Annotated in this window: 20 protein-coding genes; 13 read left to right on the top strand and 7 right to left on the bottom strand. The window is 60.9% G+C overall.

Annotated features, from left to right (window positions below):
- Positions 1–208: 208 nt before the first annotated feature.
- Both I6G90_RS18375 and I6G90_RS18370 read right to left on the bottom strand, forming a co-directional pair.
- Positions 209–784, bottom strand: coding sequence for an RBBP9/YdeN family alpha/beta hydrolase (locus tag I6G90_RS18375; protein ID WP_197928628.1), 576 nt, complete (start codon positions 782–784; stop codon positions 209–211).
- Between the two features lie 63 nt (positions 785–847).
- Complete coding sequence (locus I6G90_RS18370) at positions 848–1,849, bottom strand: sulfate ABC transporter substrate-binding protein (protein ID WP_058053896.1); 1,002 nt, start codon at positions 1,847–1,849, stop codon at positions 848–850.
- Positions 1,850–2,060: 211 nt separating this feature from the next.
- Between I6G90_RS18370 and I6G90_RS18365 the strand changes: the two genes are divergently transcribed.
- From I6G90_RS18365 to I6G90_RS18350, 4 genes are all read left to right on the top strand, one after another.
- Positions 2,061–3,323: an MgtC/SapB family protein gene (locus I6G90_RS18365; RefSeq protein ID WP_197928626.1), complete on the top strand. Its 1,263-nt coding sequence runs from the start codon at positions 2,061–2,063 to the stop codon at positions 3,321–3,323.
- Between the two features lie 86 nt (positions 3,324–3,409).
- Positions 3,410–4,000, top strand: coding sequence for a sugar O-acetyltransferase (locus I6G90_RS18360; protein WP_197928624.1), 591 nt, complete (start codon positions 3,410–3,412; stop codon positions 3,998–4,000).
- Positions 3,997–4,335 carry a DUF1294 domain-containing protein gene (locus I6G90_RS18355; protein WP_197928623.1) on the top strand — a complete coding sequence of 113 codons (339 nt, stop codon included), beginning with the start codon at positions 3,997–3,999 and terminating at the stop codon, positions 4,333–4,335. Before I6G90_RS18360 ends, I6G90_RS18355 begins: the two co-directional genes overlap by 4 nt.
- A 127-nt stretch (positions 4,336–4,462) precedes the next feature.
- The gene (locus I6G90_RS18350) at positions 4,463–4,675 is read left to right on the top strand and encodes a hypothetical protein (protein ID WP_005348798.1); all 213 of its coding nucleotides are present in this window, start codon (positions 4,463–4,465) and stop codon (positions 4,673–4,675) included.
- Positions 4,676–4,760: 85 nt separating this feature from the next.
- On the opposite strand, the gene yrfG is transcribed toward I6G90_RS18350, so the two are convergent.
- Complete coding sequence (gene yrfG, locus I6G90_RS18345) at positions 4,761–5,441, bottom strand: GMP/IMP nucleotidase (RefSeq protein WP_197928622.1); 681 nt, start codon at positions 5,439–5,441, stop codon at positions 4,761–4,763.
- Positions 5,442–5,588: 147 nt separating this feature from the next.
- Between yrfG and nudE the strand changes: the two genes are divergently transcribed.
- From nudE to I6G90_RS18330, 3 genes are all read left to right on the top strand, one after another.
- A complete protein-coding gene (gene nudE, locus I6G90_RS18340) occupies positions 5,589–6,197 on the top strand; it encodes an ADP compounds hydrolase NudE (protein WP_042059576.1) in 609 nt (202 codons plus the stop codon).
- A 37-nt stretch (positions 6,198–6,234) separates the two neighbouring features.
- A complete protein-coding gene (cysQ, locus tag I6G90_RS18335) occupies positions 6,235–7,047 on the top strand; it encodes a 3'(2'),5'-bisphosphate nucleotidase CysQ (protein WP_042053272.1) in 813 nt (270 codons plus the stop codon).
- 437 nt (positions 7,048–7,484) lie between these two features.
- Positions 7,485–8,756: an aromatic amino acid transport family protein gene (locus tag I6G90_RS18330; protein WP_197928621.1), complete on the top strand. Its 1,272-nt coding sequence runs from the start codon at positions 7,485–7,487 to the stop codon at positions 8,754–8,756.
- A 75-nt stretch (positions 8,757–8,831) separates the two neighbouring features.
- Here I6G90_RS18330 and metJ read toward each other — a convergent pair whose 3' ends face one another.
- Complete coding sequence (gene metJ / locus I6G90_RS18325) at positions 8,832–9,155, bottom strand: met regulon transcriptional regulator MetJ (RefSeq protein ID WP_005343046.1); 324 nt, start codon at positions 9,153–9,155, stop codon at positions 8,832–8,834.
- Positions 9,156–9,365: 210 nt separating this feature from the next.
- Between metJ and metB the strand changes: the two genes are divergently transcribed.
- Positions 9,366–10,538: a cystathionine gamma-synthase gene (gene metB, locus I6G90_RS18320; RefSeq protein ID WP_197928620.1), complete on the top strand. Its 1,173-nt coding sequence runs from the start codon at positions 9,366–9,368 to the stop codon at positions 10,536–10,538.
- A complete protein-coding gene (locus I6G90_RS18315) occupies positions 10,538–12,994 on the top strand; it encodes a bifunctional aspartate kinase/homoserine dehydrogenase II (protein ID WP_197928619.1) in 2,457 nt (818 codons plus the stop codon). The genes metB and I6G90_RS18315 overlap by 1 nt, the downstream gene beginning before the upstream one ends.
- A gap of 91 nt (positions 12,995–13,085) precedes the next feature.
- On the opposite strand, the gene I6G90_RS18310 is transcribed toward I6G90_RS18315, so the two are convergent.
- Together I6G90_RS18310 and I6G90_RS18305 are read right to left on the bottom strand one after the other, a co-directional pair.
- Positions 13,086–14,351 (bottom strand): inorganic phosphate transporter, encoded by a 1,266-nt coding sequence (locus I6G90_RS18310; protein WP_042658053.1) that lies wholly within the window; start codon positions 14,349–14,351, stop codon positions 13,086–13,088.
- A 25-nt stretch (positions 14,352–14,376) separates the two neighbouring features.
- Entirely contained in the window at positions 14,377–15,057 is a 681-nt protein-coding gene (locus tag I6G90_RS18305) for a TIGR00153 family protein (protein WP_042059563.1), read from the bottom strand.
- A gap of 169 nt (positions 15,058–15,226) precedes the next feature.
- Here I6G90_RS18305 and I6G90_RS18300 point away from each other — a divergent pair, with 169 nt between their 5' ends.
- Positions 15,227–16,195 (top strand): CYTH domain-containing protein, encoded by a 969-nt coding sequence (locus I6G90_RS18300; RefSeq protein ID WP_197928618.1) that lies wholly within the window; start codon positions 15,227–15,229, stop codon positions 16,193–16,195.
- Between the two features lie 78 nt (positions 16,196–16,273).
- On the opposite strand, the gene dapA is transcribed toward I6G90_RS18300, so the two are convergent.
- On the bottom strand, positions 16,274–17,146 hold the full coding sequence (gene dapA / locus I6G90_RS18295) for a 4-hydroxy-tetrahydrodipicolinate synthase (protein WP_042059559.1): 873 nt from the start codon (positions 17,144–17,146) through the stop codon (positions 16,274–16,276).
- Between the two features lie 280 nt (positions 17,147–17,426).
- Here dapA and rsmC point away from each other — a divergent pair, with 280 nt between their 5' ends.
- The 3 genes from rsmC to glgA all read left to right on the top strand — a co-directional run bounded on the left by rsmC (position 17,427) and on the right by glgA (position 21,274).
- Positions 17,427–18,455 (top strand): 16S rRNA (guanine(1207)-N(2))-methyltransferase RsmC, encoded by a 1,029-nt coding sequence (rsmC, locus tag I6G90_RS18290; protein WP_197928617.1) that lies wholly within the window; start codon positions 17,427–17,429, stop codon positions 18,453–18,455.
- Between the two features lie 151 nt (positions 18,456–18,606).
- Positions 18,607–19,824 (top strand): glucose-1-phosphate adenylyltransferase, encoded by a 1,218-nt coding sequence (gene glgC / locus I6G90_RS18285; protein WP_042059554.1) that lies wholly within the window; start codon positions 18,607–18,609, stop codon positions 19,822–19,824.
- On the top strand, positions 19,814–21,274 hold the full coding sequence (gene glgA / locus I6G90_RS18280; protein WP_042059551.1) for a glycogen synthase GlgA: 1,461 nt from the start codon (positions 19,814–19,816) through the stop codon (positions 21,272–21,274). The genes glgC and glgA overlap by 11 nt, the downstream gene beginning before the upstream one ends.
- The last annotated feature ends 43 nt before the right edge of the window (positions 21,275–21,317 follow it).

The raw sequence follows: 21,317 nt of genomic DNA, 5'->3' as shown, positions 1-21,317 counted from the left end.
ACAAACATCGTTTGCGACTTTGCTAATCACTTTTTTGTCTAACAACGGTAGGACAAGGCTTTTAGAGCGATCCAAATAAAAAAAGGTCTTTTATATAAATAAAAGACCTAAGAAATGGAGCAATACGGAGCGGAGCATTCAAAGAACGGGGGCATGGAGTAGCCAGCGAACAGCGCGATCGCCAACCCTCCAACCACTTCACAGATACCTAGCGAAAGCCCAGTACGACCGGCCGGGGCGATGCGGCCTTGACCGGAGCCACCACCAACTCGCCACGGCGATAGAGAGCACCCAGCAAATGCAGCCCTTGATGCCAGTCCCCATGACCGGACTGGGCATTGATATGGCCCGCCTCACCGGCATCAAACAGCGGCACCTGCCACTGACGACTCCAGTATTCGGCACGTTCAAAGCTCATCCAGGGATCGTTGCGGCTGGCCACCAACTGGGCCGACACCTGCAGCGGCCCGGCCAATACCTCATCCGCAATGCCAAAACGGGCGGGATCGGCGGGGGCCACCAGAAAGATCGAGGCCACCTTCTCCGGCTGCAAGCGGGCCGCCGCGATGGCGGTCAGCGCGCCGAAGGAGTGGGCCACCAGATGGACCCGGCTGCGGCGACTCTTCAGCTTGCTCGCCAGCTTGGCACTCCAGACCCTGAGGTCCGGCTTGTCCCACGGCAGCCCGGTCATCCGCTGCCAGTGGGGAAAGTGATCGTGCCAGCGGCTCTGCCAGTGATCCGGCCCGCTGTTGTGCAGACCGGGAACCAGGAGGATCTTGTTCATCTTGGTGCTCCTATCGGCTGGCACAGGGGCCAGTGCTAAAGATGGGATAAGTGCTGGTCAGCCTCAGCCACCCGGTTGATAGATCTGGTCAAACAGACCGCCCTGGGCGAAGTGCTTCTTCTGGGCCTTCTCCCAATCCCCTTCCAGATCCTTGACGGTAAAGAGGGCAAGTTTCGGGAACTGGGCCGCCGTCTCCTTCAGGATCGCCGGGTTGCTGGGGCGATAGTGATGTTTGGCGACAATATGCTGCCCCTCGTCAGAGTAGAGATAATCGAGATAGGCCTTGGAGACCGCCTCGGTACCGTGCTTCCTGGCCACCTTGTCCACCACCGCAACCGGCGGCTCCGCCAGTATGGAGACCGAAGGCACCACCAGCTCGAACTTGTCGCTGGCCCCCGCCTGACCGAGCACCAGCAGGGCTTCGTTCTCCCACGCCAGCAGCACGTCACCGAGCCCGCGCTCGGTAAAGCTGGTGGTGGCACCGCGAGCGCCGGAGTCCAGCACTTTCACGTTCTTGAAGAGATCGCCGACAAACTGCTTGGCCCCCTCTTCACTGCCACTCTTCTTCAGGGCGTAACCCCAGGCGGCCAGATAGTTCCAACGGGCACCGCCGGAGGTCTTGGGGTTGGGGGTGACGATGGCGACATCCTTGCGCACCAGATCGTCCCAATCCTTGATCTGCTTGGGGTTGCCCTTGCGCACCAGGAAGACGATGGTAGAGGTATAGGGCGCCGCGTTGTTGCCAAGGCGGCTCTGCCAGTCGGCGGCGGTCAATCCCGCCTTTGCGACGGCATTGACGTCGTAGGCGAGCGCCAGCGACACCACGTCAGCCTCCAGTCCATCCACTACGGCGCGGGCCTGTTTACCGGAGCCACCGTGAGACTGGCTCACCACCACGTCGTCGCCGGTCTTCGCCTTCCACTCCTTGGCAAAGGCGGCGTTGTACTCCTGAAACAGCTCGCGGGTCGGATCGTAAGAGACGTTGAGCAAACGGATCTCGGCGGCATTGGCCTGGCCAAATGCCAGCAGGGAGAGCAGGGTCAGGGCGGTCATTCGCAGTTTCATGGTGATTCTCCATATCTTGTTGGGTTGAGAACAGCATGCCGTGGAGTTGTTATGCCCAGAAGGAAGAAATAACTCTTTGCTTATCTCTTTTGCTCATATCAGCCACTTGCACCGGGAGCCGGACGCAGACTCTGTGAGCCATGCCCCTCTGCCTCCTTACGCCCTGTGCCATCATGGGATCAGGCAGCAACAACGCGAAAAGGAAGCCGCCATGTGGATCAATGCCGAACCCGTCAACGGAGCCCTGGTCTCGCTGGCCATCGGCCTTATCATCGGGCTGGAGCGGGGCTGGCAGGTACGCCAGCTGGGGGATAACCAGCGCATCGCCGGGATGCGGACCTACGGCCTTATCGGCCTGCTCGGCGGGGTGTGCGGTTTGCTGTTGCCCACCCTGGGCCCCTGGCTACCGCTGCTCGGCCTGCTGGCGGTGGTAACCGGCTGCGGCCTCTCGGTCTGGCTGGCCCAGCGCTGGCAGGGGGAGTTCGGCCTCACCAGCTCGGTGGCCATGCTGCTCACCTACCTGCTCGGCCTGATGTCGGTGCTGCTCAGCCCGAGCGAGGCGGTCGCCTGCGCCGTACTGGCCGCCCTGTTGATGGGCTTGAAGGGGCAGATCCAGCAGGGGATGCTGTTTCTCAGTGAAACCGAATTCCACGCCACCCTGCGTTTTCTGCTTATCTCGCTGGTGCTGCTGCCGGTGCTGCCCAACGAGGAGATGGGGCCCCTCGATGCCTTCAACCCCTTCAAGATCTGGCTGATGGTGGTGGTGATCGCCGGCATCTCGTTTTGTGGCCACTTCGCGGTGCGGCTGCTCGGCACCCGCTCCGGGCTGGTGCTCACCAGCATACTGGCCGGGCTGGCCTCCTCCACCGCCCTCACCCTGCAGTTTGCCCGCCTTAACAAGGAGCAGGGCGGGCTGGAGCGGCTGCTGGCCACCGGCATCCTGCTGGCGGGGGCCACCATGTGGTTGCGGTTGCTGGTGCTGGTGCTGCTCATTCACAGCGAACTGGCGATGCGCCTCGTCGCCCCCCTGTTGCTGCTGGCCACCACAGTCTACGGCTTTGCCTTCTGGTTCTGGCGTCAGCGCGAGGAGCTGACCGACGGCCCGGTAAAACCGGAAACCAGCAACCCGCTCGATCTGGCCACCGCCATCAAGTTCGGCCTGCTGCTGGCGCTGATCGGCTTTATGGCAACGCTGCTGCAAGACAAGGTGGGCAACTCCGGGGTCTATCTGCTGTCGCTGGTGTCGGGGATCACAGATGTGGACGCCATCACGCTGTCGCTCTCCCAGCTTTCCCACAAGGAGCTGGCGCTGGAGGTGGCGGCCCGCGGAATCCTGCTAGCCGGGCTGGTCAACTCGCTGGTGAAGGGGTTGCTGGCCCTCGGTATCGGCGGCCGCCGGCTGGGACTGCGGGTGCTGCTCCCCTACTTCGTCTCGGCCCTGCTGATCCTGCCCCTCGTCTGGCCCGCAGGTTGACGGGGATCACCTGCAACAAGTGACAGACTGACGGCGCCCCTGACAGTCACGTATACTGCCTGCTCTTGCAGCATGAGGAGGTAGTAATGGCGAGCGACTGGGACAAGGTACTGGCAGGCGGGGCACTGGATAGCCAGAGCGAGGAGATAGCCAACGACCGGATCCGCGGTCAGGCGCTGCTGGCCAAACTCAATGGTTCACCTGCAGGTGATGGCCCTCTGCGCCAGCAGATCTGCCGCGAGCTTTTCGGCCACTGCCCCGACTCCTGCTGGATCAGCACGCCGTTTACCTGCGAGTTTGGCCGCAACATCCATATCGGCGAGAAGACCTTCTTCAACTTCAACGTCACCATTCTCGATGTAGGCGAAGTGCACATCGGCAGCCATGTGCTGCTGGCCCCCAACGTGCAGATCTACACCGCCACCCACACCATGAACTATCTGGAGCGGCGCAACTGGACTGCCTACAACAAGCCGGTGCGGATCGGTGACGACTGCTGGATTGGCGGCGGCGCCATTATCTGCCCCGGCGTCACCATAGGGCCACGATCCATCATTGGCGCGGGCGCCGTGGTGACCCGCGACATCCCGGCCGACTCGGTAGCGGTGGGCAATCCGGCCAGGGTGATCCGCACCCTCAAGCAGGATGAGGAGCGCTGCTGGGAGCTGGCCCAATGATGGTACTGGCGCTGCTGCCACTGGGCGCCGTCCTCTGGCTCGGGCTCGGCGAGCAGCAGTGGTGGCCGCTGGCCATGCTGCTCACCATGAGCCTGCTGACGGTGGCCGCCTACGCCTGGGACAAACGGCAGGCGGTGCGCGGTGAGTGGCGCATTCCCGAATCGAGGCTCCATCTGCTGGAGCTGTGCGGCGGCTGGCCGGGGGCGCTGGTGGCCCGCCAGTGGCTGCGCCACAAGACCCAGAAGCGCAGCTACCGGCTGGTCTTCTGGTTTATCGTGCTGCTGCACCTGACCCTGTGGGCGCTCTGGCTTGGCCGCCCCCTCTGGCAGCAATAGCTGTCTGCGTCACAAAGGGACAATGGGCCCCATTGCGGCCGCCCGACGGCTGTGAGAAAACAGAGCGGATCCATCAGCGTTTTCGCCGTTTATGACGACCATATTGATATCGACAAGGAGTCGTGACATGACCATGTGGACAGGCATAGTCCTGATCGTATTTATCAGCGTATTGTTCGGATATCTCGGCAAGCGGGCGCGCTACCAGATGGGGGATGCCCGCATCACCGACCGCCTCGGCAAGCAGGATCTGGTCATCCGGGAGCTGCAGGAGCGGGTCGCCAATCTGGAGGCGATCGTCATAGAGGAAGAGAAACGGCGCCCATTTCGGGAACTGTGATTTTTCGCCATCAGGCGTCAGATAAACAAAATTCAAATCAAAGAAAGAGGGCTGCATGATGCAGCCCTCTGTCGTTTCTGCTGACTCAGATTGCTAACGGCAACAATTCGGCATAGTCGCGGATCGCCGGGAAAGCGGTAATGCTCTGCTCGGGCTTGCAACTGTCGGGATTCTGGATCGCCAACTGATAGCCGATGCCATAGTCGGCAGCTGCTCGCAGGATCCGCTCGCTGTCATCCACAAACAGGGTGCGGGCCGGATCGAACGCCAGCCGCTGTGCCAGCGCCTGCCAGCAGTGCTGGCTCTCCTTCGACCAGCCCAGCTCGTGGGTGCTCACCATCAGATCCAGATGCTCGGCAAGGCCGAGCTGCGCATCCTTCACCGACAGGCTGGCTGGGTGCGCATTGGTGAAAAGCACCAGTTGCTTGCCCGCGGCACGCAGCTCGGCCAGAAAGGGGATGGCGTGAGGACGCCACTGGATCTTCGCCAGCAACTCCTGCTTGAGGGCGCGAATGTCGAGCCCCAGGGTCTCGCTCCAGTAATCCACGCAGTACCAGTTGAGGGTGCCGTTGACCGCCTGATAGTGCACCTCGATCTGCGCCTTTGCCTCATCCAGCGGCAGACCGCGCCGCTCGGCATAACGCTCCGGCACCAGCTGTTGCCAGAGGTGGTTGTCAAAATGGAGATCGATCAGGGTGCCATCCATATCGAGCAAGACGGTATCTATCTGGTGCCAGGGCAAGGTGGTGGAGCGGGAGTGTGGCATCGGGCCTCTTGATCTCGGTGTCGCGAAAGAAATGGAGCGGCAGTATAGCGGATTTTTCCTCCCCTTTTGCCCTCCCTGGCCCGTGGTGTTCGGTGTGAGAGTCGTTTACTCTTGAAGCACGATTTTTTAACGAGCAGCCAGCGTCCGATGAGCGACCCCCACAAGAGCAAACCCGAGCACATCTCAGCCGACCAACTGGATCACCCCAAGAGCAAGCCGGAGATCCTCAAGGCCGATATCGTGGCCGAGAGCCGACTGTTCAAGGTGGAATCGCTACACCTCAAGTTCTCCAACGGCGAAGAGCGGGTCTACGAGCGGATGCGCGGCGGTAACCGGGGCGCCGTCATGGTGGTGCCGCTGTTCGACGCCCACACCCTGCTGCTGGTGCGCGAATACGCCGCGGGCACCCACTCCTATGAGCTGGGCTTTCCCAAGGGGCTGATCGACCCGGGCGAGAACGCCTTCGAGGCGGGCAACCGGGAGCTGATGGAAGAAGCGGGCTTTGGCGCCAATAACCTGACCCTGCTCAAGCAGGTGTCGCTGGCGCCCGGTTACTTCTCCAGCCGGATGGATATCTTGCTGGCCCGGGATCTCTTCCCCGAGCAACGGATCGGCGACGAGCCTGAGCCCCTCGAGGTGATCCCCTGGCCCCTCAACCGGATCGACGAATTGCTGGCACGACCCGACTTCACCGAGTCGCGTAGCATCAGTGCCCTGCTCTTGGCCCAGAAGTGGCTGGCGGAGCAGGCAGAGTAGCCCGCAGACGGGCAGTTAACAGACAGAGGATAACGAGATGCAGGAGTTGTTGGCCTGGGTGCCGGGGGTCAAGGAGATTGCCCGCGAAGCCGGAAGGATCCTTCACGACATCTATCACGGCGGTCAGTTCGAGCGTCAGCTGAAGGAGGATGCGACCCCGGTCACCAGTGCCGATCTTGCTGCCGATGCCTACCTCAAACAGGCACTGTCGGCGCTCACCCCCCATGTGCCGGTGCTGACCGAAGAGGCGGCCGACATCCCCTTCAGCCAGCGATCCAACTGGCGGCAGTATTGGCTGGTGGATCCCCTCGACGGCACTGGCGAATTTATCGCGGGCAGCGGCGACTTCGCCACCCTGATCGCCCTGGTGCGGGACAATGTGCCAGTGCTCGGAGTCATCTATGCCCCCGAGTCCAACGTGCTCTACTGGGCGGTGCGCGGCTACGGCGCCTTCAAGGAGGTGAACGGCGAGGTGCTGCCCATCAGCGCCATGCACCACGAGCATGATCAGCCCGACTCGCTGGTGGTCGCCATCAGCCGCCGCCAGAAGCTGGAGAACCTCACCCGCCGTCTCAACCCGGCCATCAACTACGAGCTGATCCCGCTTGGTTCCAGCTCCCTCAAATCCTGTCTGGTGGCGGAAGGGGCAGCCGATTGCTACGTGCGGCTCGGCCCCACCGGCGAGTGGGATACCGCCGCCGCCCAGTGCATCGTCGAGGCGGCCGGTGGCCGTATCCTCAGCCTGGCGTTGCAGCCACTCAGCTACAACGAAACAGAGTCGCTGGAGAACCCGGACTTTATCGTGATGGGAGATCCGGATCTCGCCTGGGGCAGCATTCTGGCTCACTAGACGGATAGCGATGTCACCACACCAGACAAGCAGGCGGCCCGATGGCCGCCTGCTTTTTCAGAGTCGTGGTCCGGGGTGATGGCCGGTGTGATCCGCTACCCAAGGCGCTTTTGAACAGCGTGATACGCTGGCAAAGCAGCAAAATGATAGTGAAACATCACAATCGGTCGGTGAGAAATGGTGCTGTTTTTCATGTAATCCTGAAAACACCTAATTAGCCAAAATAAAAAAATGAGACCAGATCAAATTTTGGTTTTATATTTTGCAAAATAGATTAATTTCAGTTTTGTTGCATTCCGTGATCCAGATTCCATTCCCAATCTCACTGGCTAAAGCCTGCAATGGCAGTGATATGTTTCAGTCTCGCTTTTTGAGAATTAAATCCCGATAAACCACAATGAACTCAGATTAAAACACTGACAAAAAGTGAATTAGTAATGAGTTTATCTGTAGAGGCTACCAAGGAGCTATCCGGTTCCTGCTCCACCACGGCCAGCACCACCCGCTGGCGCCGTCACGACACCCACTGGGTTATCAGCCTGTTTGGCACCGCCGTTGGCGCCGGCATCCTGTTCCTGCCCATCAATCTGGGTCTGGGCGGGATCTGGCCCCTCGTCATCGTTGCGGTACTGGCGGGCCCCATGACCTTCCTCGCCCACCGCGGGCTGGCGCGCTTCGTGCTCTCCTCTTCACGCCCCCACGCCGACTTCACCGAAGTGGCGGAGGAGCATTTCGGCAAGATGGCCGGTCGCCTCATCTCGGCGCTCTACTTCCTCTCCATCTTCCCGATCCTGCTCATCTACGGGGTCGGGCTGACCAACACGGTGGAGAGCTTCATGGTCAACCAGCTCGGCATGGCAACCCCGGATCGGGTGATGCTCTCCGGCGTGCTGGTGTTCGCCATGATCGCCGTGATGCTGGCGGGTGAGAAAGCGATGCTGCGCGCCTTCGCCTTTATGGTCTATCCGCTGGCGGCTATTCTGGCGGCGCTCTCCTGCTATCTCATTCCCCAGTGGCAGTGGCCGGAAGTGACCGCGTTTGAAGGGGTCAGCTTCCTCAATACCGTCTGGCTGGCGCTGCCGGTCACCGTGTTCGCCTTCAGCCACGCCGCCGCCATCTCCGGCTTTGCCAACGTGCAGCGCCGTGAGTATGGCGAGCAGGCGGAAGCCAAGAGCGGCCTGATCCTGCGCAACACCACAGTGATGCTGGTGGGCTTCGTGCTGTTCTTCGTCTTCTCCTGCGTGCTGAGCCTCTCGCCCACCCAGCTGGCTGAAGCCAAAGCCCAGAACGTCTCGGTACTCTCCTATCTCGCCAACATCACCGACAACCCGGTGATCGTGACTCTGGGGCCGCTGATCGCCTTTATCGCCATCAGCTCCTCCTTCCTAGGCCACTTCCTCGGTGCCCGTGAGAGCCTGAAAAGCCTGATCGCCAAGCCCACCGGCCTGCCGCTGGCCAAGGCGGACAAGCTGGGCATCGCCCTGATGTTCTTCGCCATCTGGGGTGCCGCCGTCATCAACCCGGGCATTCTGGGGCTGATGGAGACCCTCTCCGGCCCGGTCATCGCCATGATCCTGTTCATCATGCCGGTCATTGCCATCTACAAGGTGGAGGCGCTGGCCCGCTTCCGTCACGGCTGGACCAACGGCTTTATCCTGCTGACCGGTTCGCTGGCGGTATCGGCGCTGATCTTCAGCCTGCTGAAATAATCACAGCCCCGTAAACGGGGCCGTTGAAACGACAAGAGGCGACCCCAGGGTCGCCTCTTGTGCATGGCAAATCGCTTACTCTTTGTCGAAATCTTCGATCTCTTTGCCCAGCGCTTCCATGATGGCGCGCGCTTCGGCGGGGACGCTATCCGGATGATCCTTGCGCAAGTCTTCGTCGCAAGGGAGCGGCTGGCCGGTGAAAGCGTGCAGGAAGGCTTCACAGAGCAGCTCGCTGTTGGTCGCATGACGCAGGTTGTTCACCTGACGGCGGGTGCGCTCATCGGTCAACACTTTCAACACCTTGAGCGGGATCGAGACGGTAATCTTCTTGACCTGTTCGCTCTTCTTACCGTGTTCCGCGTAGGGGCTGACGTAGTCGCCGTTCCACTCTGTTCCCATGACTCACCTGTTCTCATTTAGCCGTGAGCGCGGATTTTAACCCTTAAGGAAATTAATGGCAATCCAACAGCAAAGCCATTTAGACGTCTGGAAGTGTTGACGGCTTTTTTGCGCTGGCGTAAGGTGGTTCACCATAGGCCAGTAATGGCAGGATCGCCGTGGCGCAGGCAACGCAGCCATCGCCCAGAGACAGTTCAAGGAGAGAGTAACATGACCCACAAGGCCACCCTGGCGGTTCGCACCGGGATTGAGACAGACACACAGCACGGTGCCGTGGTGCCCCCCATCTACCTCTCCAGCAACTACACCTTTGCCGACTTTGGCGAGCCCCGTCAATACGATTATGCCCGCTCCGGCAATCCGACCCGCACCAATCTGGCGGACGCGCTGGCGGCGCTGGAAGGGGGCGCCGGCGCCGTGGTCACCGGCACCGGCATGGGCGCCGTCCATCTGGTCACTACCGCCCTGCTCAAGGCGGGGGATCTGCTGATCGCCCCCCACGACTGCTACGGCGGCACCTGGCGTCTGTTCGAGTATCTGGCGGCCAAGGGCCACTACCGGGTGCAGTTTGTCGATCAGGGTGACGGGGCCGCACTGGCCGCCGCATTGGCGCAAAAGCCTGCGCTGGTATGGGTCGAGACCCCCTCCAACCCGCTGCTGCGGGTGGTGGATATCAGCGCCATCGCCAGCGCCGCCCACGAGGTGGGTGCGCAGGTGGTGGTGGACAACACCTTCCTCTCCCCCCTGTTGCAACAGCCGCTGGCCCTCGGTGCCGATGTGGTGGTGCACTCCACCACCAAATACATCAACGGTCACTCCGACGTGGTGGGCGGAGTGGCGATCGCCAAAGAGGCGGCACTGGCCGAATCCTTGGTGTGGTGGGCCAACTGTCTTGGGCTCACCTCCGGGGCGTTCGACTCCTACCTCACCCTGCGCGGCCTGCGCACCCTGGCCCCCAGATTGCGCGCCCATCAGGAGAACACCGACCGCATTCTCGCCTTCCTGCAACAGCAGCCGCTGGTGAAACGCATCTATCACCCCAGCCTGCCGAGCCATCCGGGCCACGATATTGCGCGCCGTCAACAGTCCGGCTTCGGCGCCATGCTAAGTTTTGAACTCGATTGCAGCGAGGCGGGCATTCGCGCCTTCCTTGCGGCCCTCACCCTCTTCTCGGTGGCCGAGTCCCTCGGCGGGGTGGAGAGTCTGGTGGCCCATCCGGCCAGCATGACCCACAGGGCCATGACCCCGGCGGCGCAGCAGGCAGCAGGCATCAGCAGCCAGCTGCTGCGGTTGTCGGTCGGTATTGAACACGGTGAAGACCTGGTGGCCGATCTGGCTCAGGCTTTTGAACAGGCGCAGCAGGCAGAACAGGTAGCGAAGTAATGGAACAGCAGCAACAAGGAGAGATCGCGGTGGCAGCAGAAGCAGGATTGAAGCGACGTCACGTCCACAAGTTTGGTGGCAGCAGTCTGGCGGATCCGGTCTGTTATCGCCGGGTCGCCAGTATCGTTGAACAACAGGTGGGCGGGGATGAGCTGATCGTGGTCTCCGCCGCGGGCAAGACCACCAACCGGCTGATCCAGCTGGTTGAACTGGCCGAAGCGGGGGATGAAGCCGCCGGTGAAGCCATCTCGGCCCTGCAGGCCTATCAACAGAGCCTGATCGACGGCCTGCTGGAAGGTGAACTGCAGCTCGACCTGAGCAAGCAGCTGGCCGACGACATGCAGCTGATCGCCAAGACGCTGGAGGGGCAGTTTGACCGCTTCGCCCGCAACGGCCTGCTCGCCTTTGGCGAGGTGTGGTCGGCGCGCCTGCTGGCGGCGCTGCTCACCAGCCGCGGCGACAAGGCTATCTGGCTAGATGCCCGCAGCTTCCTGCGCGCCGAGGATGGCGCACTGGTCAAGGTGGATACCGCGCTCTCCAGCGAACTGCTCAAGGCGCGACTGGCCGAGCACGCCGGTCGTATCGTGGTGACCGGCTTTATCGCCGCCGACATGGAGGGACGCTCCCTGCTGCTCGGTCGCAATGGCTCCGACTACAGCGCCAGCCTGTTGGCGCTGCTGGCGGACGGTGAATCCACCACCATCTGGAGCGACGTGGCCGGTGTCTACAGCGCCGACCCGCGCCGTGTGAAGGAGGCGCGCCTGCTGGAGCGTCTCAGTCTGGCCGAAGCGAACGAGCTGGCCCGCCTTGGCTCATCGGTATTGCACTCACGCACCCTGCAACCGGTGGCCGACAGCCGCCAGCGCCTCACTCTGCGCTGCAGCTACAACCCGGACGAGGGCTGTACCCATATTCTGCGCCGCGCTCCGCGCTCCGGCGGCGCCCGCATCGTCTCCTCGGTAGATCAAATTGCACTCATCGAGCTGAAGGTGCTGCCGCAGACCAACTATGAACAAACCGTGGCCACCATCGAGGCTTATCTCGCTCGTCACCGCCTCAACCCGCTCACCCTGCAGCGCCAGCCGGATCGCCGGATCCTGCGCCTCGCCTACACCCTCGAAGTGGCACAAGGAGCCTTCGAGCTGCTGCGCGACTTCCAGTTGCAGGGGAGCTTCACTGGCCTCATCCAGAAAGAGGGGTACAGTCTGGTGGCGCTGGTGGGGGCCGGTGTCACCGACAACGCCGAGCAGTGTCACCGCTTCTATCAGCTGCTGGCGGATCAGCCGCTGGAGTTCGTCCAGGTGGCCCGAGATGGCCTGAGTCTGGTGGCTGTGCTGCGTCAGGTGGTGCTGGAGCCGCTGCTGATCGCCCTGCACAGCGCCCTGTTCAGTCGCCCGACCCGGGTCGGTCTGGTGCTGTTCGGCAAGGGCAATATCGGCGGCCACTGGCTGAGCCTCTACGCCCGGGAAAAGTCACGGCTGGAACATGAACTCAATCTGGCGCTTACCCTCTACGGGGTGTTCAGCTCGGAAGGGGGTCTGCTGGATGAAGAGGGGCTTAACCCCCTCAAGGTACAGGACAACTTCAACCCCAAACCGCTGATCTGGCCGGAGTTGCTCTCCCAGCTTGAGCAACACGGCTTCGATGCGCTGATTGCACTGGACATGACCGCCAGCGAGACGGTGAGCCGCTACTACCCGGACTTTGCCCAGCTCGGCATTCACATCATCGCCGCCAACAAGTTTGCCGGTGCCGCCGACAGCGAGTTCTACCAGCGCATCAAGCAGACCTGCCGCGACCATCAGGTGCAGTGGCGCTACAACGCCACCGTGGGCGCCGGGCTGCCGATCCAGTCCAGCATCCAGATGCTGCGCCAGAGCGGCGACCGCATTCAGGGGGTCTCGGGTATTTTCTCCGGCACCCTCTCCTGGCTGTTCCAGCAGTATGACGGCACCCGCCCCTTCTCCGAGCTGGTGGATGAGGCGTGGCAGCACGGCCTGACCGAGCCGGATCCCCGCGAAGATCTCTCCGGTCAGGATGTGCGCCGCAAGCTGCTCATTCTGGCGCGGGAAGCGGGCTTCGAACTCGACTCCGCCGATATCGAGCTGGAGAATCTGGTGCCCGTCCCGCTGCGCAAGGTGACCGCCGATCAGTTCATGGACCGGCTGAAAGAGCTGGATGGCCCGATCCAGACCGCCTTCGAAGGGGCCAGGCGGCTTGGCAAGGTGTTGCGCTACGTGGCCCGCTTCGAGCACGATGGCAAGGCGCGGGTCGGGCTGGAGGCGCTGGAGCCCCACCACCCGTTTGCGAACCTGTTGCCGTGCGACAACATCTTCGCCATCGAGAGCGACAGCTACCGCACCAACCCGCTGGTGATCCAGGGGCCGGGGGCGGGTCGCGAAGTGACCGCCGCCGCTATCCAGTACGATCTGTGGCAGATCTGCGCCAGCCTCTAAGGCAGATAATGCAAAGGGAGCAGCTCAGCTCCCGCGCACAATAAAAAAGCCCGAGTCGATGACTCGGGCTTTTTGCTGAATGGCGCTTCGATTAGGAGAAGCAGGCCTGCAGCACGTAGAAGATGACGATGGCCAGAATGGCACCGGCAGGCAGGGTGATGACCCAGGAGACTACGATGTTGCGCAGCACACCCAGATTCAGCGCCGCAATACCGCGCGCCAGACCCACACCCATGACTGCACCGACCAGGGTCTGGGTGGTGGAGATGGGCAGACCGGTGCCGGAGGCAATCACCACGGTCGCGGCAGTCGCCAGCTGGGCGGCGAAACCACGGCTCGGGGTCAGGTGAGTGATGCCGGTACCGACCGTTGCCATCACCTTCTCGCCCATGGTCGCCAGACCGATCACGATACCGATACCGCCGAGCGGCAGGATCCACCAGGCAATGTGGGAGCTACCGCCGATTTCGCCGCCGGAAGCCACGATAGAGGCCACCGCAGAGAGCGGGCCAATGGCGTTCGCCACGTCGTTGGAGCCGTGGGCAAAGGCCATGGCACAGGCGGTGATCACCATCAGGATGCCGAACACCTTCTCCACGTTGGCGAAGTGCATCTTGCTGTCATCCTGCGGGTTGTACTTCTGGCCGCGAATGTAGATCCAGCCGGCAAAGGCCACTGCGATGGAGATGGCAACGGAGAGCAGAATGCCCTCGCCATCGGTCAGGTGCAGACCAACGTGGGTCAGCCCCTTCTTGATGGTCACCAGACAGATCACCAGCGCAGTCAGGAACATGTAAAACGGCACATAGCGCTTGGCATTGTTCAGCGGATCATCGGTGTTGAAGATAAGCTTCTGAACACTGATGAACATGAAGTAGGCGATGACACCGGAGATGGCCGGGGTGATGACCCAGGAGCCCACGATGCCGCCAAACTTGCTCCACTGCACCGCTTCCGGGCCAATGCTCACTACCGCAAAACCGACGATGGCGCCGATGATGGAGTGAGTTGTCGAGACCGGCCAGCCGAAGTAGGAGGCCAGGATCAACCAGGCGCCCGCCGCCAGCAGGGAGGCGATCATACCGAGCACCAGCAGATCCGGGCTGTCGACAAAGGCATTGCTGTCGATGATGCCGTTACGGATGGTGGCCGTCACTTCGCCACCGGCCAGATAGGCACCGGCAAACTCGAAGATCATGGCAATGATGATCGCCTGACGGATGGTCAGGGATTTGGTGCCGACCGATGTGCCCATGGCGTTGGCAACGTCATTCGCGCCAATGCCCCAGGCCATCAAAAAGCCGAACAAGGCCGCCACGAGCACCAGAGTGGTGCCGTAATTCGCGATAATGTCCATTAATAGTGTTTACCCAGTCAGTCGATTACGAACGAGCCAGCATCAGTTCCAGACGGGCGCCTACACGCTCGGCCTGATCTGCCAGGTCACCTACCCATTCGAGGATCTTGTAAAGGAACATCACATCAATCGGATTGTACTTCTGCTCAACCGCTTGCAGCTGTTGGCGCAGACCGATCTGCATGGTGTCTGTATCGTCCTCGATCAGATCCAGCTGGTGGATCATCTCGGCAACCATTTCCACTTCCCGTCCTTTGAAGCCGGTCTCGAGCAGCTCGTCGAGCTCCCCGATCGCTTTCTCGGCCTGAGCGGTCGCATCAATACAACGTTTGAGGTAAGCCATGAAATCCGCCCGCATTTCTGAGGGGAATTCCATGCGACGGCCAAGCATGCGGCCGGAGATATCCTTGGCACGGTTGGCAATCTTGTCTTGCTGGGTCAACAGCTCCAGCAGGTCGGTACGCGCAACCGGCAGAAACAGGCCGCGAGGCAGTTTCAGACGAATTTCACGTTTGAGGATGTCCGCCTCTTTTTCCAATTGGGCGATCTGCTGCCGGATCTGCTCGGCATCTTCCCAACGGTCTTCGGCAACGGCATCAAAGAAAGGAACCAACTGCTGGGAGCACTGGTGAACCTTGACGATATGCTTCTGCAGCGGCTTGATGGGGGACTTGGCAAAAAGCCCCAAAATAGTATTTACTGGCATGGCCAAACCTGTGTCGGTGAAAAAACACTCGATACGATTTTATGAGGCGCGCAGGATAACCGAACTGCGCACTCAATTAAACCGCGAATTAATCTGGTTGTATCGCGGGCATTATATCCCCGCGACCCGAATCCTGCCCCCCAAAGTTGCCTGCCAGCCCGGAATGACTATGCAAACTGAGATCGAGATAAAGTTTTTTGTCGCCAGCGACATTCAAACCGCGTTATCCAACCTGCTGAATTCTCTTGAAATTAAGGAATCCTCCCGACAGCAGCTCGGCAACGTCTATTTCGATACGCCGACCCTTGCCCTGCGCCAGCTGGAGATGGGGTTGCGGATCCGCCGCTGCGATGCCTTCGCCGAACAGACCATCAAATGCCGCGGTCAGGTGGTAGGCGGCCTGCACGCCAGACCCGAGTACAACGCCCCCGTCAGCGGCGATCTGCCGACCCTCTCGGCCTTTCCCGATGAGATTTGGCCGACCCTGACCGAGCGCGACCACATCCAGCAGCAGCTGGTCGCCCAGTTTCGCACCGACTTCCTGCGTCGCCACTGGTTGATCGCCTTCGAGAACGCCGAGATTGAGCTGGCCTGGGATCAGGGAGAGATTGTCGGCAGTCAGGGCCGCACCACCATCAACGAACTGGAACTGGAGCTCAAATCCGGCGATACCACGGCGCTGTTTGCACTGGCCCAACACCTCGCCAAGCTTGGCGGGTTGCGCCTTGGCGCCCAATCCAAGGCCCAGCGCGGCTATCGGCTGGCAGGCCTTGGCAAACCGCTGGCCCTGCAAGCGCTGGTCGAGCATGAAGGTATGAATGGCATAACGGGGGTAAGCGAGGGGCTGCGCCACTGGCAGCATCACGAACAACTCTGGCTGGAGCATCTGCAGGATGAAGGCGTTCAACAGCAGGCGTTCGACGCCTTGCGTCAGGGAGTTGATCTGATCGTCCGCAGTGCGGCCACGCTGCCACAACCAACGCCCTGGCTGCCCGCCCTGACCAGCCTGCAAGCCCATCTGCAAGCCCAATCGGGCGAGCATGACGAGTGGCCTGCCGAGCTGGCCGATCTCTTCCTCTATCCGGCGTATGTCGAGTTGCAGCTGGCCATCGCCGCCTGGCTGCATCACACCGCCTGAGCGGGGCTATGTAGGAACCCAAGGTCGGAACTAAAGACCAGAAATAAAACGGGTGAGCCTTGGCTCACCCGTTTTGCATTACAGCAGGTTGAGCTGCTGCATGGCGCTGCGAATGCGCGCGCGGGTTGCGTCCGACAGCGGCATCACCGGCAAGCGGCACTCCTCGCTACAGAAACCGAGCAGGGAAGCGGCATATTTCGCACCGGCCGGGCTCGGTTCGGCAAACATCGCCTGATGGAGCGGAATGAGCTGGTCTTGCAGTTCACGCGCGGCTTGCCACTTGCCCGCCAGCGTAAGGTTCTGCACCTCGGCCACCAGCTTGGGTGCCACATTGGCGGTCACCGAGATACAGCCCTGACCGCCACCGATGTTGTAGGCAACGGCGGTGGCATCTTCACCGGAGAGCCAGGCGAAGGGCTTTTTGATCAGCTGGCGCTCGGTCCACGGGCGGGCCAGATCGCCAGTGGCATCTTTCACCCCGGCAATGCGCGGCAGTTCGGCCAGACGGGCCAGGGTCGCGGGCTGCACGTCGACGATGGCGCGCGGCGGAATGTTGTAGACAATGATCGGCTTGGCGGTAGCGTCGTGGACGGCCTTGAAGTGGTGGTAGAGCCCCTCCTGATTGGGACGGTTATAGTAACCGGCCACATGCAGGGTGGCATCGGCGCCGACCCGCTCGGCATGGAGGGTGTACTCAATGGCTTCGACCGGGTTGTTGGAACCGGCCCCGGCAATGACAGGAACGCGCCCCGCCACCTGCTTGACCACCAGCTCCACCACCCGGCAGTGCTCGTCATGGGTCAGGGTCGGACTTTCACCCGTAGTGCCCACCGGCACAATGCCGTGAGTGCCCTGCTCGATATGCCACTCCACCAGACGCAGCAGCGCCTCTTCATCCAGCTTTCCCTGTCGAAACGGGGTGATCAACGCAACGATTGAACCTTGAAACATGGGATCTCCTTCTCCTAAATGACGCGCATACGGCAATAAAAAACCCCGGTACGATGTGCGCAACCGGGGTTTGAAGCTTCTCAGGGATGAGAGGTTACGCGCGAACGTCGGCAGGCCCGAATTTCAGGCTTTTTTTGTGCTTTCGTTTCAACCCGTTGAACCGCATTTCGTCATCTCTGGTCAAAAAATGGTGTCTGGGCATATTTCGGGAACACGGCATAAATGTCAAGGCGAAAGGGGCTATGTATAATGGCCGCCCAAAATTGCGTGGAGAGACCCGATGAGCAGCCCTATCAGTGCCGTCAGCCAGATGCTGGAACGAAACCAAGCCCTCTTTGTCGGCAAGCGGCTACTTGTCTGTGGCGCGCTGGAGGATGACTACCCCCGCCAGCTGGCGACCCTGGCCCAGACCCTGACCGTCTTTACCACCGATTACTGCTACTACCGCAGCCAGCAGGCCGCCCTCGATGAAGCCATCCTGTTCGACCACCAGCTCGCTGGCGCCCCCCGTTTCGATGCCCTGCTGCTGCTGATGCCCAAGGCCAAGGCCGAGGCGCAATATCTGCTGGCCATGATGACTCCCTTGCTGGAGGCAGGTGCCGACCTGTTTCTGGCCGGTGACAACCGCGGCGGCATCAATGGCGCCGACAAGCTGTTGGCCCCTTATGGCGAAAAGCCGATCAAGCGCGATTCGGCCCGCCGCTGCTCTCTCTATCACGGTGAGCTGAGCAAACCGGTCGCCCCGTTCGAGCTGGATAGCTGGTTTGGCCGCTACCAGTGCAAGGCCGGTGATACCGAGCTGACCGTGCTGGCACTGCCCGGCGTCTTCAGCGCCGCCGAGCTGGATCTCGGCACCCAGATGCTGCTGGCCGCGGTGCCACCGATGAAGGGCGAGCTGCTCGATTTCGGCTGCGGCGCCGGGGTGATTGGGTCTGTGCTGGCCAAGCGCAATCCGGATCTGCGGGTCAACATGGTGGATATCAGTGCGCTGGCGTTGGAATCGAGCCGCCGCACCTTGGCGATCAATGGGTTAGAGGGCAAGGTTTCCCCTTCCGATGTCTATTCCGATGTCTCCACCCGTTTCCAGCACATCGTCTCCAACCCGCCATTCCATGCGGGTCTCAAAACCTTCTATGCGGCGACCGAGCAGTTCCTGGCCAAGGCTCCGGAATTTTTGCTGCCAACTGGCTCGCTGACCATTGTTGCCAACGCCTTCTTGCGCTACCAGCCTATACTGGAGACACACTTCAAACGGACTGAAGTAATCAGCAGTGATGCCAAATTCAAGGTCTATCTGAGCAAAGTGTAAATAAGTGTAAGCCGCACAATAAAACAGCTAGAGAGCGCCATACGGGATCTGATAAGGTACTAAGAGCACTATAAAAACCACCCCTTAAGGGGTGTTTTTATACCGGATGTTGAAAACCTTTTCATGTGGTTCATTCAGGGAGAGAAATACGATGGCAGGCATTTTGACCATGATCCTGGCTGGTGGCGAAGGTACTCGCCTGCAGCCTCTGACCACCACCCGCAGCAAGCCTTCCGTCCCCTTCGGTGGCAGCTACCGGCTGATCGACTTTGTCCTCAACAACTTCGTCAACGCAGACTTTCTGCGCATCTATGTACTGACCCAATTCAAATCCCAATCCCTCTATCTGCACATGAAGAAGGGCTGGAATATCGTCGGCATCACCGACCGCTTCATCGACCCCATCCCGGCCCAGATGCGGATGGGCAAACGCTGGTATGACGGCACCGCCGACGCCATCTACCAGAACCTCGGCTTTATCGAGCGGGCCGAACCGGATCACGTCTGCATCTTCGGCTCCGACCACATCTACAAGATGGATGTGAGTCAGATGGTCACCTTCCACAAGCAAAAAAATGCCGCCATGACGGTCGCCGCCCTGCGCATGCCCATCGAAGAGGCGAGCGCCTTCGGGGTGATCGAGGTGGATACCGAAGGACGGATGATCGGTTTTCAGGAAAAACCGAAGCAGCCCAAACACATCCCCGGCGATCCGACCCAGGCGCTGGTCTCCATGGGCAACTACATCTTCGAGACCGACGCCCTCTGCCGCGAGCTGAAGCGGGATGCCGCCGAGGAGAACTCCAGCCACGATTTTGGCAAGGATGTGATCCCGAGCCTCTACCCGCGCGCCCCCGTTTATGTCTACGACTACAGCACCAACGTCATCCCCGGTGAAAGACCGAGCGTCTACTGGCGAGATGTGGGGACTCTGGACTCCTACTGGCAGGCGCACATGGATTTGGTAGCCGACAATCCCCCCTTCTCCCTCTATAACCGCAAGTGGCCGCTGCACACCCACTACCCGGCGCTGCCACCGGCCACCTTCATCGACAGCGACGAGTGCAAGGTGAAGATCGCCAACTCTCTGATCTCCGCCGGTTGTTTCATTCAGGGCAGCCAGATCCAGCGCTCCATCCTCGGTTTTCGCTGCAATATCGGCCCCTGCAGCCACATCAGTGAATCCGTGCTGCTGGGGGATGTGAAGATTGGTGAAGGGTGCTCCATCCGGCGCGCGATCATAGATAAAAACGTTGAAATTGCGCCCGGCACCGTTATCGGTGAAAATCTCGACCACGATAGAGAGCGATTTACCGTATCCGAAGGCGGTATCGTGGTGGTACCTAAGGGAGCAAGAGTTGGCTATTAACCCACTGAAAATCCTGTTTGTTGCCTCGGAAGTTGAGGGGCTGGTCAAGACCGGGGGCCTGGCAGACGTTGCCAGAGCCCTGCCGATGTACCTGGCCCAGAAGGGACATGATGTCAGGATCATGCTGCCCTTCTACAAGACGATAAAGCGACGGGATGAGGCCAAACTGGTCGCGTCCCGCTGGCTGCCCACCCATCCGGGGCTGCCGGATATCGGTTATCGCATTTACCAGATGGAGCTGGATGGCGTCTGCGTCTATCTGCTCGACTGCCCGCAATATTTCGATCGTCCCCAGCTCTACGCCGAGAACAATCAGGCCTATCCGGATAACGGCGAGCGCTTTGCCTTCTTCTCAGCGGCAGCCCTCCATGCCTGCGAGCAGCTCGGCTTCGCCCCGGACATCGTCCACTGCAACGACTGGCACACCGGCCTGCTGCCGCTGCTGCTGAAAACCCGCCATGCTCAGAACCCCTTCTTCCAGCAGACCCGCAGCGTGATCAGTATTCACAACGCGGCGTTTCAGGGAGTATTTGGCCGCGAGCAGTTCTGGGCCATGCCCGAGATCGCCGATTACGAACGCCGCATCAACTACGACTACGGCCACGTCAATCTGCTCAAATGCGGGGTGCTCTACGCCGACAAGATCAATGCGGTCAGCCCCAACTATGCCCAGGAGCTGCTGACTCACCTCGGCGCCCACGGCATGGCCAGCATCTTCCAGCAGCGGGCGGCCGATCTCTGCGGCATCCTCAACGGCTGCGACTACAAGGACTGGGATCCTGAGTTCGACGAGTTCCTGCCTGCGACCTACAGCATCGACAACATGGCTGGCAAACAGATCTGCAAGCAGAGCCTGCAGCAGGAAGCGGGGCTGGCCGTGGCAGATCTGCCGATCTACGGCATGGTTTGCCGCCTGACCGAACAGAAGGGTGTTCCCCTGCTGCTCCCTGCGCTGGAGAAATTCCTCCACCATCAGGTGCAAGTGGTGATCGTCGGCTCTGGCGATCCTGCGCTCGCCACACAACTGCAAACCATGGCCCGGGATTACCCGGACAAGCTCGCCTTCATCAACACCTATGACGATCGGCTGGCTCATCTGGTCGAAGCCGGTGCCGACTTCTTCCTGATGCCCTCGCTGTTCGAGCCTTGCGGCCTCAACCAGATGTACAGCCTCGCCTACGGCACCCTGCCGCTGGTGCGCGCCGTGGGGGGTCTCAAAGATACCGTGGTGGATTGGGATGCCGATCCCGAGCGGGCCACCGGTTTCTGCTTCAACGATCCAACGGCCGCCATCCTGCTCGATACCATGCGCCGCAGCTTGCTCTATTTCCTGCAGGACAAGGAGCGTTTTGCCAAGGTGCAGCACAATGCCATGAAGACCCGCTTCAACTGGCCTGACTCGGTCACCCAGTATGAGCTGATGTATCAGAGCGCATTGGGCCGTTACTGAGCACCAAACGTCGGCTAATTGCTGAAGTTTTGTACCCTTGGCG

The organism is Aeromonas allosaccharophila (assembly GCF_016026615.1).
GTDB classification, from domain to species: Bacteria; Pseudomonadota; Gammaproteobacteria; order Enterobacterales; family Aeromonadaceae; genus Aeromonas; species Aeromonas allosaccharophila.
This window is presented reverse-complemented; position numbering and strand designations above follow the sequence as displayed.

Excerpts from the sequence above, each read along its gene's own strand:
- glgC (WP_042059554.1), top strand. The coding sequence starts at position 18,607 with ATGGCAGGCATTTTGACCATGATCCTGGCTGGTGGCGAAGGTACTCGC.
- I6G90_RS18330 (WP_197928621.1), top strand. The coding sequence starts at position 7,485 with ATGAGTTTATCTGTAGAGGCTACCAAGGAGCTATCCGGTTCCTGCTCC.
- yrfG (WP_197928622.1), bottom strand. The coding sequence starts at position 5,441 with ATGCCACACTCCCGCTCCACCACCTTGCCCTGGCACCAGATAGATACC.
- rsmC (WP_197928617.1), top strand. The coding sequence starts at position 17,427 with ATGAGCAGCCCTATCAGTGCCGTCAGCCAGATGCTGGAACGAAACCAA.
- metB (WP_197928620.1), top strand. The coding sequence starts at position 9,366 with ATGACCCACAAGGCCACCCTGGCGGTTCGCACCGGGATTGAGACAGAC.
- I6G90_RS18375 (WP_197928628.1), bottom strand. The coding sequence starts at position 784 with ATGAACAAGATCCTCCTGGTTCCCGGTCTGCACAACAGCGGGCCGGAT.
- I6G90_RS18305 (WP_042059563.1), bottom strand. The coding sequence starts at position 15,057 with ATGCCAGTAAATACTATTTTGGGGCTTTTTGCCAAGTCCCCCATCAAG.
- I6G90_RS18315 (WP_197928619.1), top strand. The coding sequence starts at position 10,538 with ATGGAACAGCAGCAACAAGGAGAGATCGCGGTGGCAGCAGAAGCAGGA.
- I6G90_RS18365 (WP_197928626.1), top strand. The coding sequence starts at position 2,061 with ATGTGGATCAATGCCGAACCCGTCAACGGAGCCCTGGTCTCGCTGGCC.
- I6G90_RS18350 (WP_005348798.1), top strand. The coding sequence starts at position 4,463 with ATGACCATGTGGACAGGCATAGTCCTGATCGTATTTATCAGCGTATTG.
- I6G90_RS18300 (WP_197928618.1), top strand. The coding sequence starts at position 15,227 with ATGCAAACTGAGATCGAGATAAAGTTTTTTGTCGCCAGCGACATTCAA.
- I6G90_RS18355 (WP_197928623.1), top strand. The coding sequence starts at position 3,997 with ATGATGGTACTGGCGCTGCTGCCACTGGGCGCCGTCCTCTGGCTCGGG.
- I6G90_RS18310 (WP_042658053.1), bottom strand. The coding sequence starts at position 14,351 with ATGGACATTATCGCGAATTACGGCACCACTCTGGTGCTCGTGGCGGCC.
- I6G90_RS18360 (WP_197928624.1), top strand. The coding sequence starts at position 3,410 with ATGGCGAGCGACTGGGACAAGGTACTGGCAGGCGGGGCACTGGATAGC.
- nudE (WP_042059576.1), top strand. The coding sequence starts at position 5,589 with ATGAGCGACCCCCACAAGAGCAAACCCGAGCACATCTCAGCCGACCAA.
- dapA (WP_042059559.1), bottom strand. The coding sequence starts at position 17,146 with ATGTTTCAAGGTTCAATCGTTGCGTTGATCACCCCGTTTCGACAGGGA.
- cysQ (WP_042053272.1), top strand. The coding sequence starts at position 6,235 with ATGCAGGAGTTGTTGGCCTGGGTGCCGGGGGTCAAGGAGATTGCCCGC.
- metJ (WP_005343046.1), bottom strand. The coding sequence starts at position 9,155 with ATGGGAACAGAGTGGAACGGCGACTACGTCAGCCCCTACGCGGAACAC.
- I6G90_RS18370 (WP_058053896.1), bottom strand. The coding sequence starts at position 1,849 with ATGAAACTGCGAATGACCGCCCTGACCCTGCTCTCCCTGCTGGCATTT.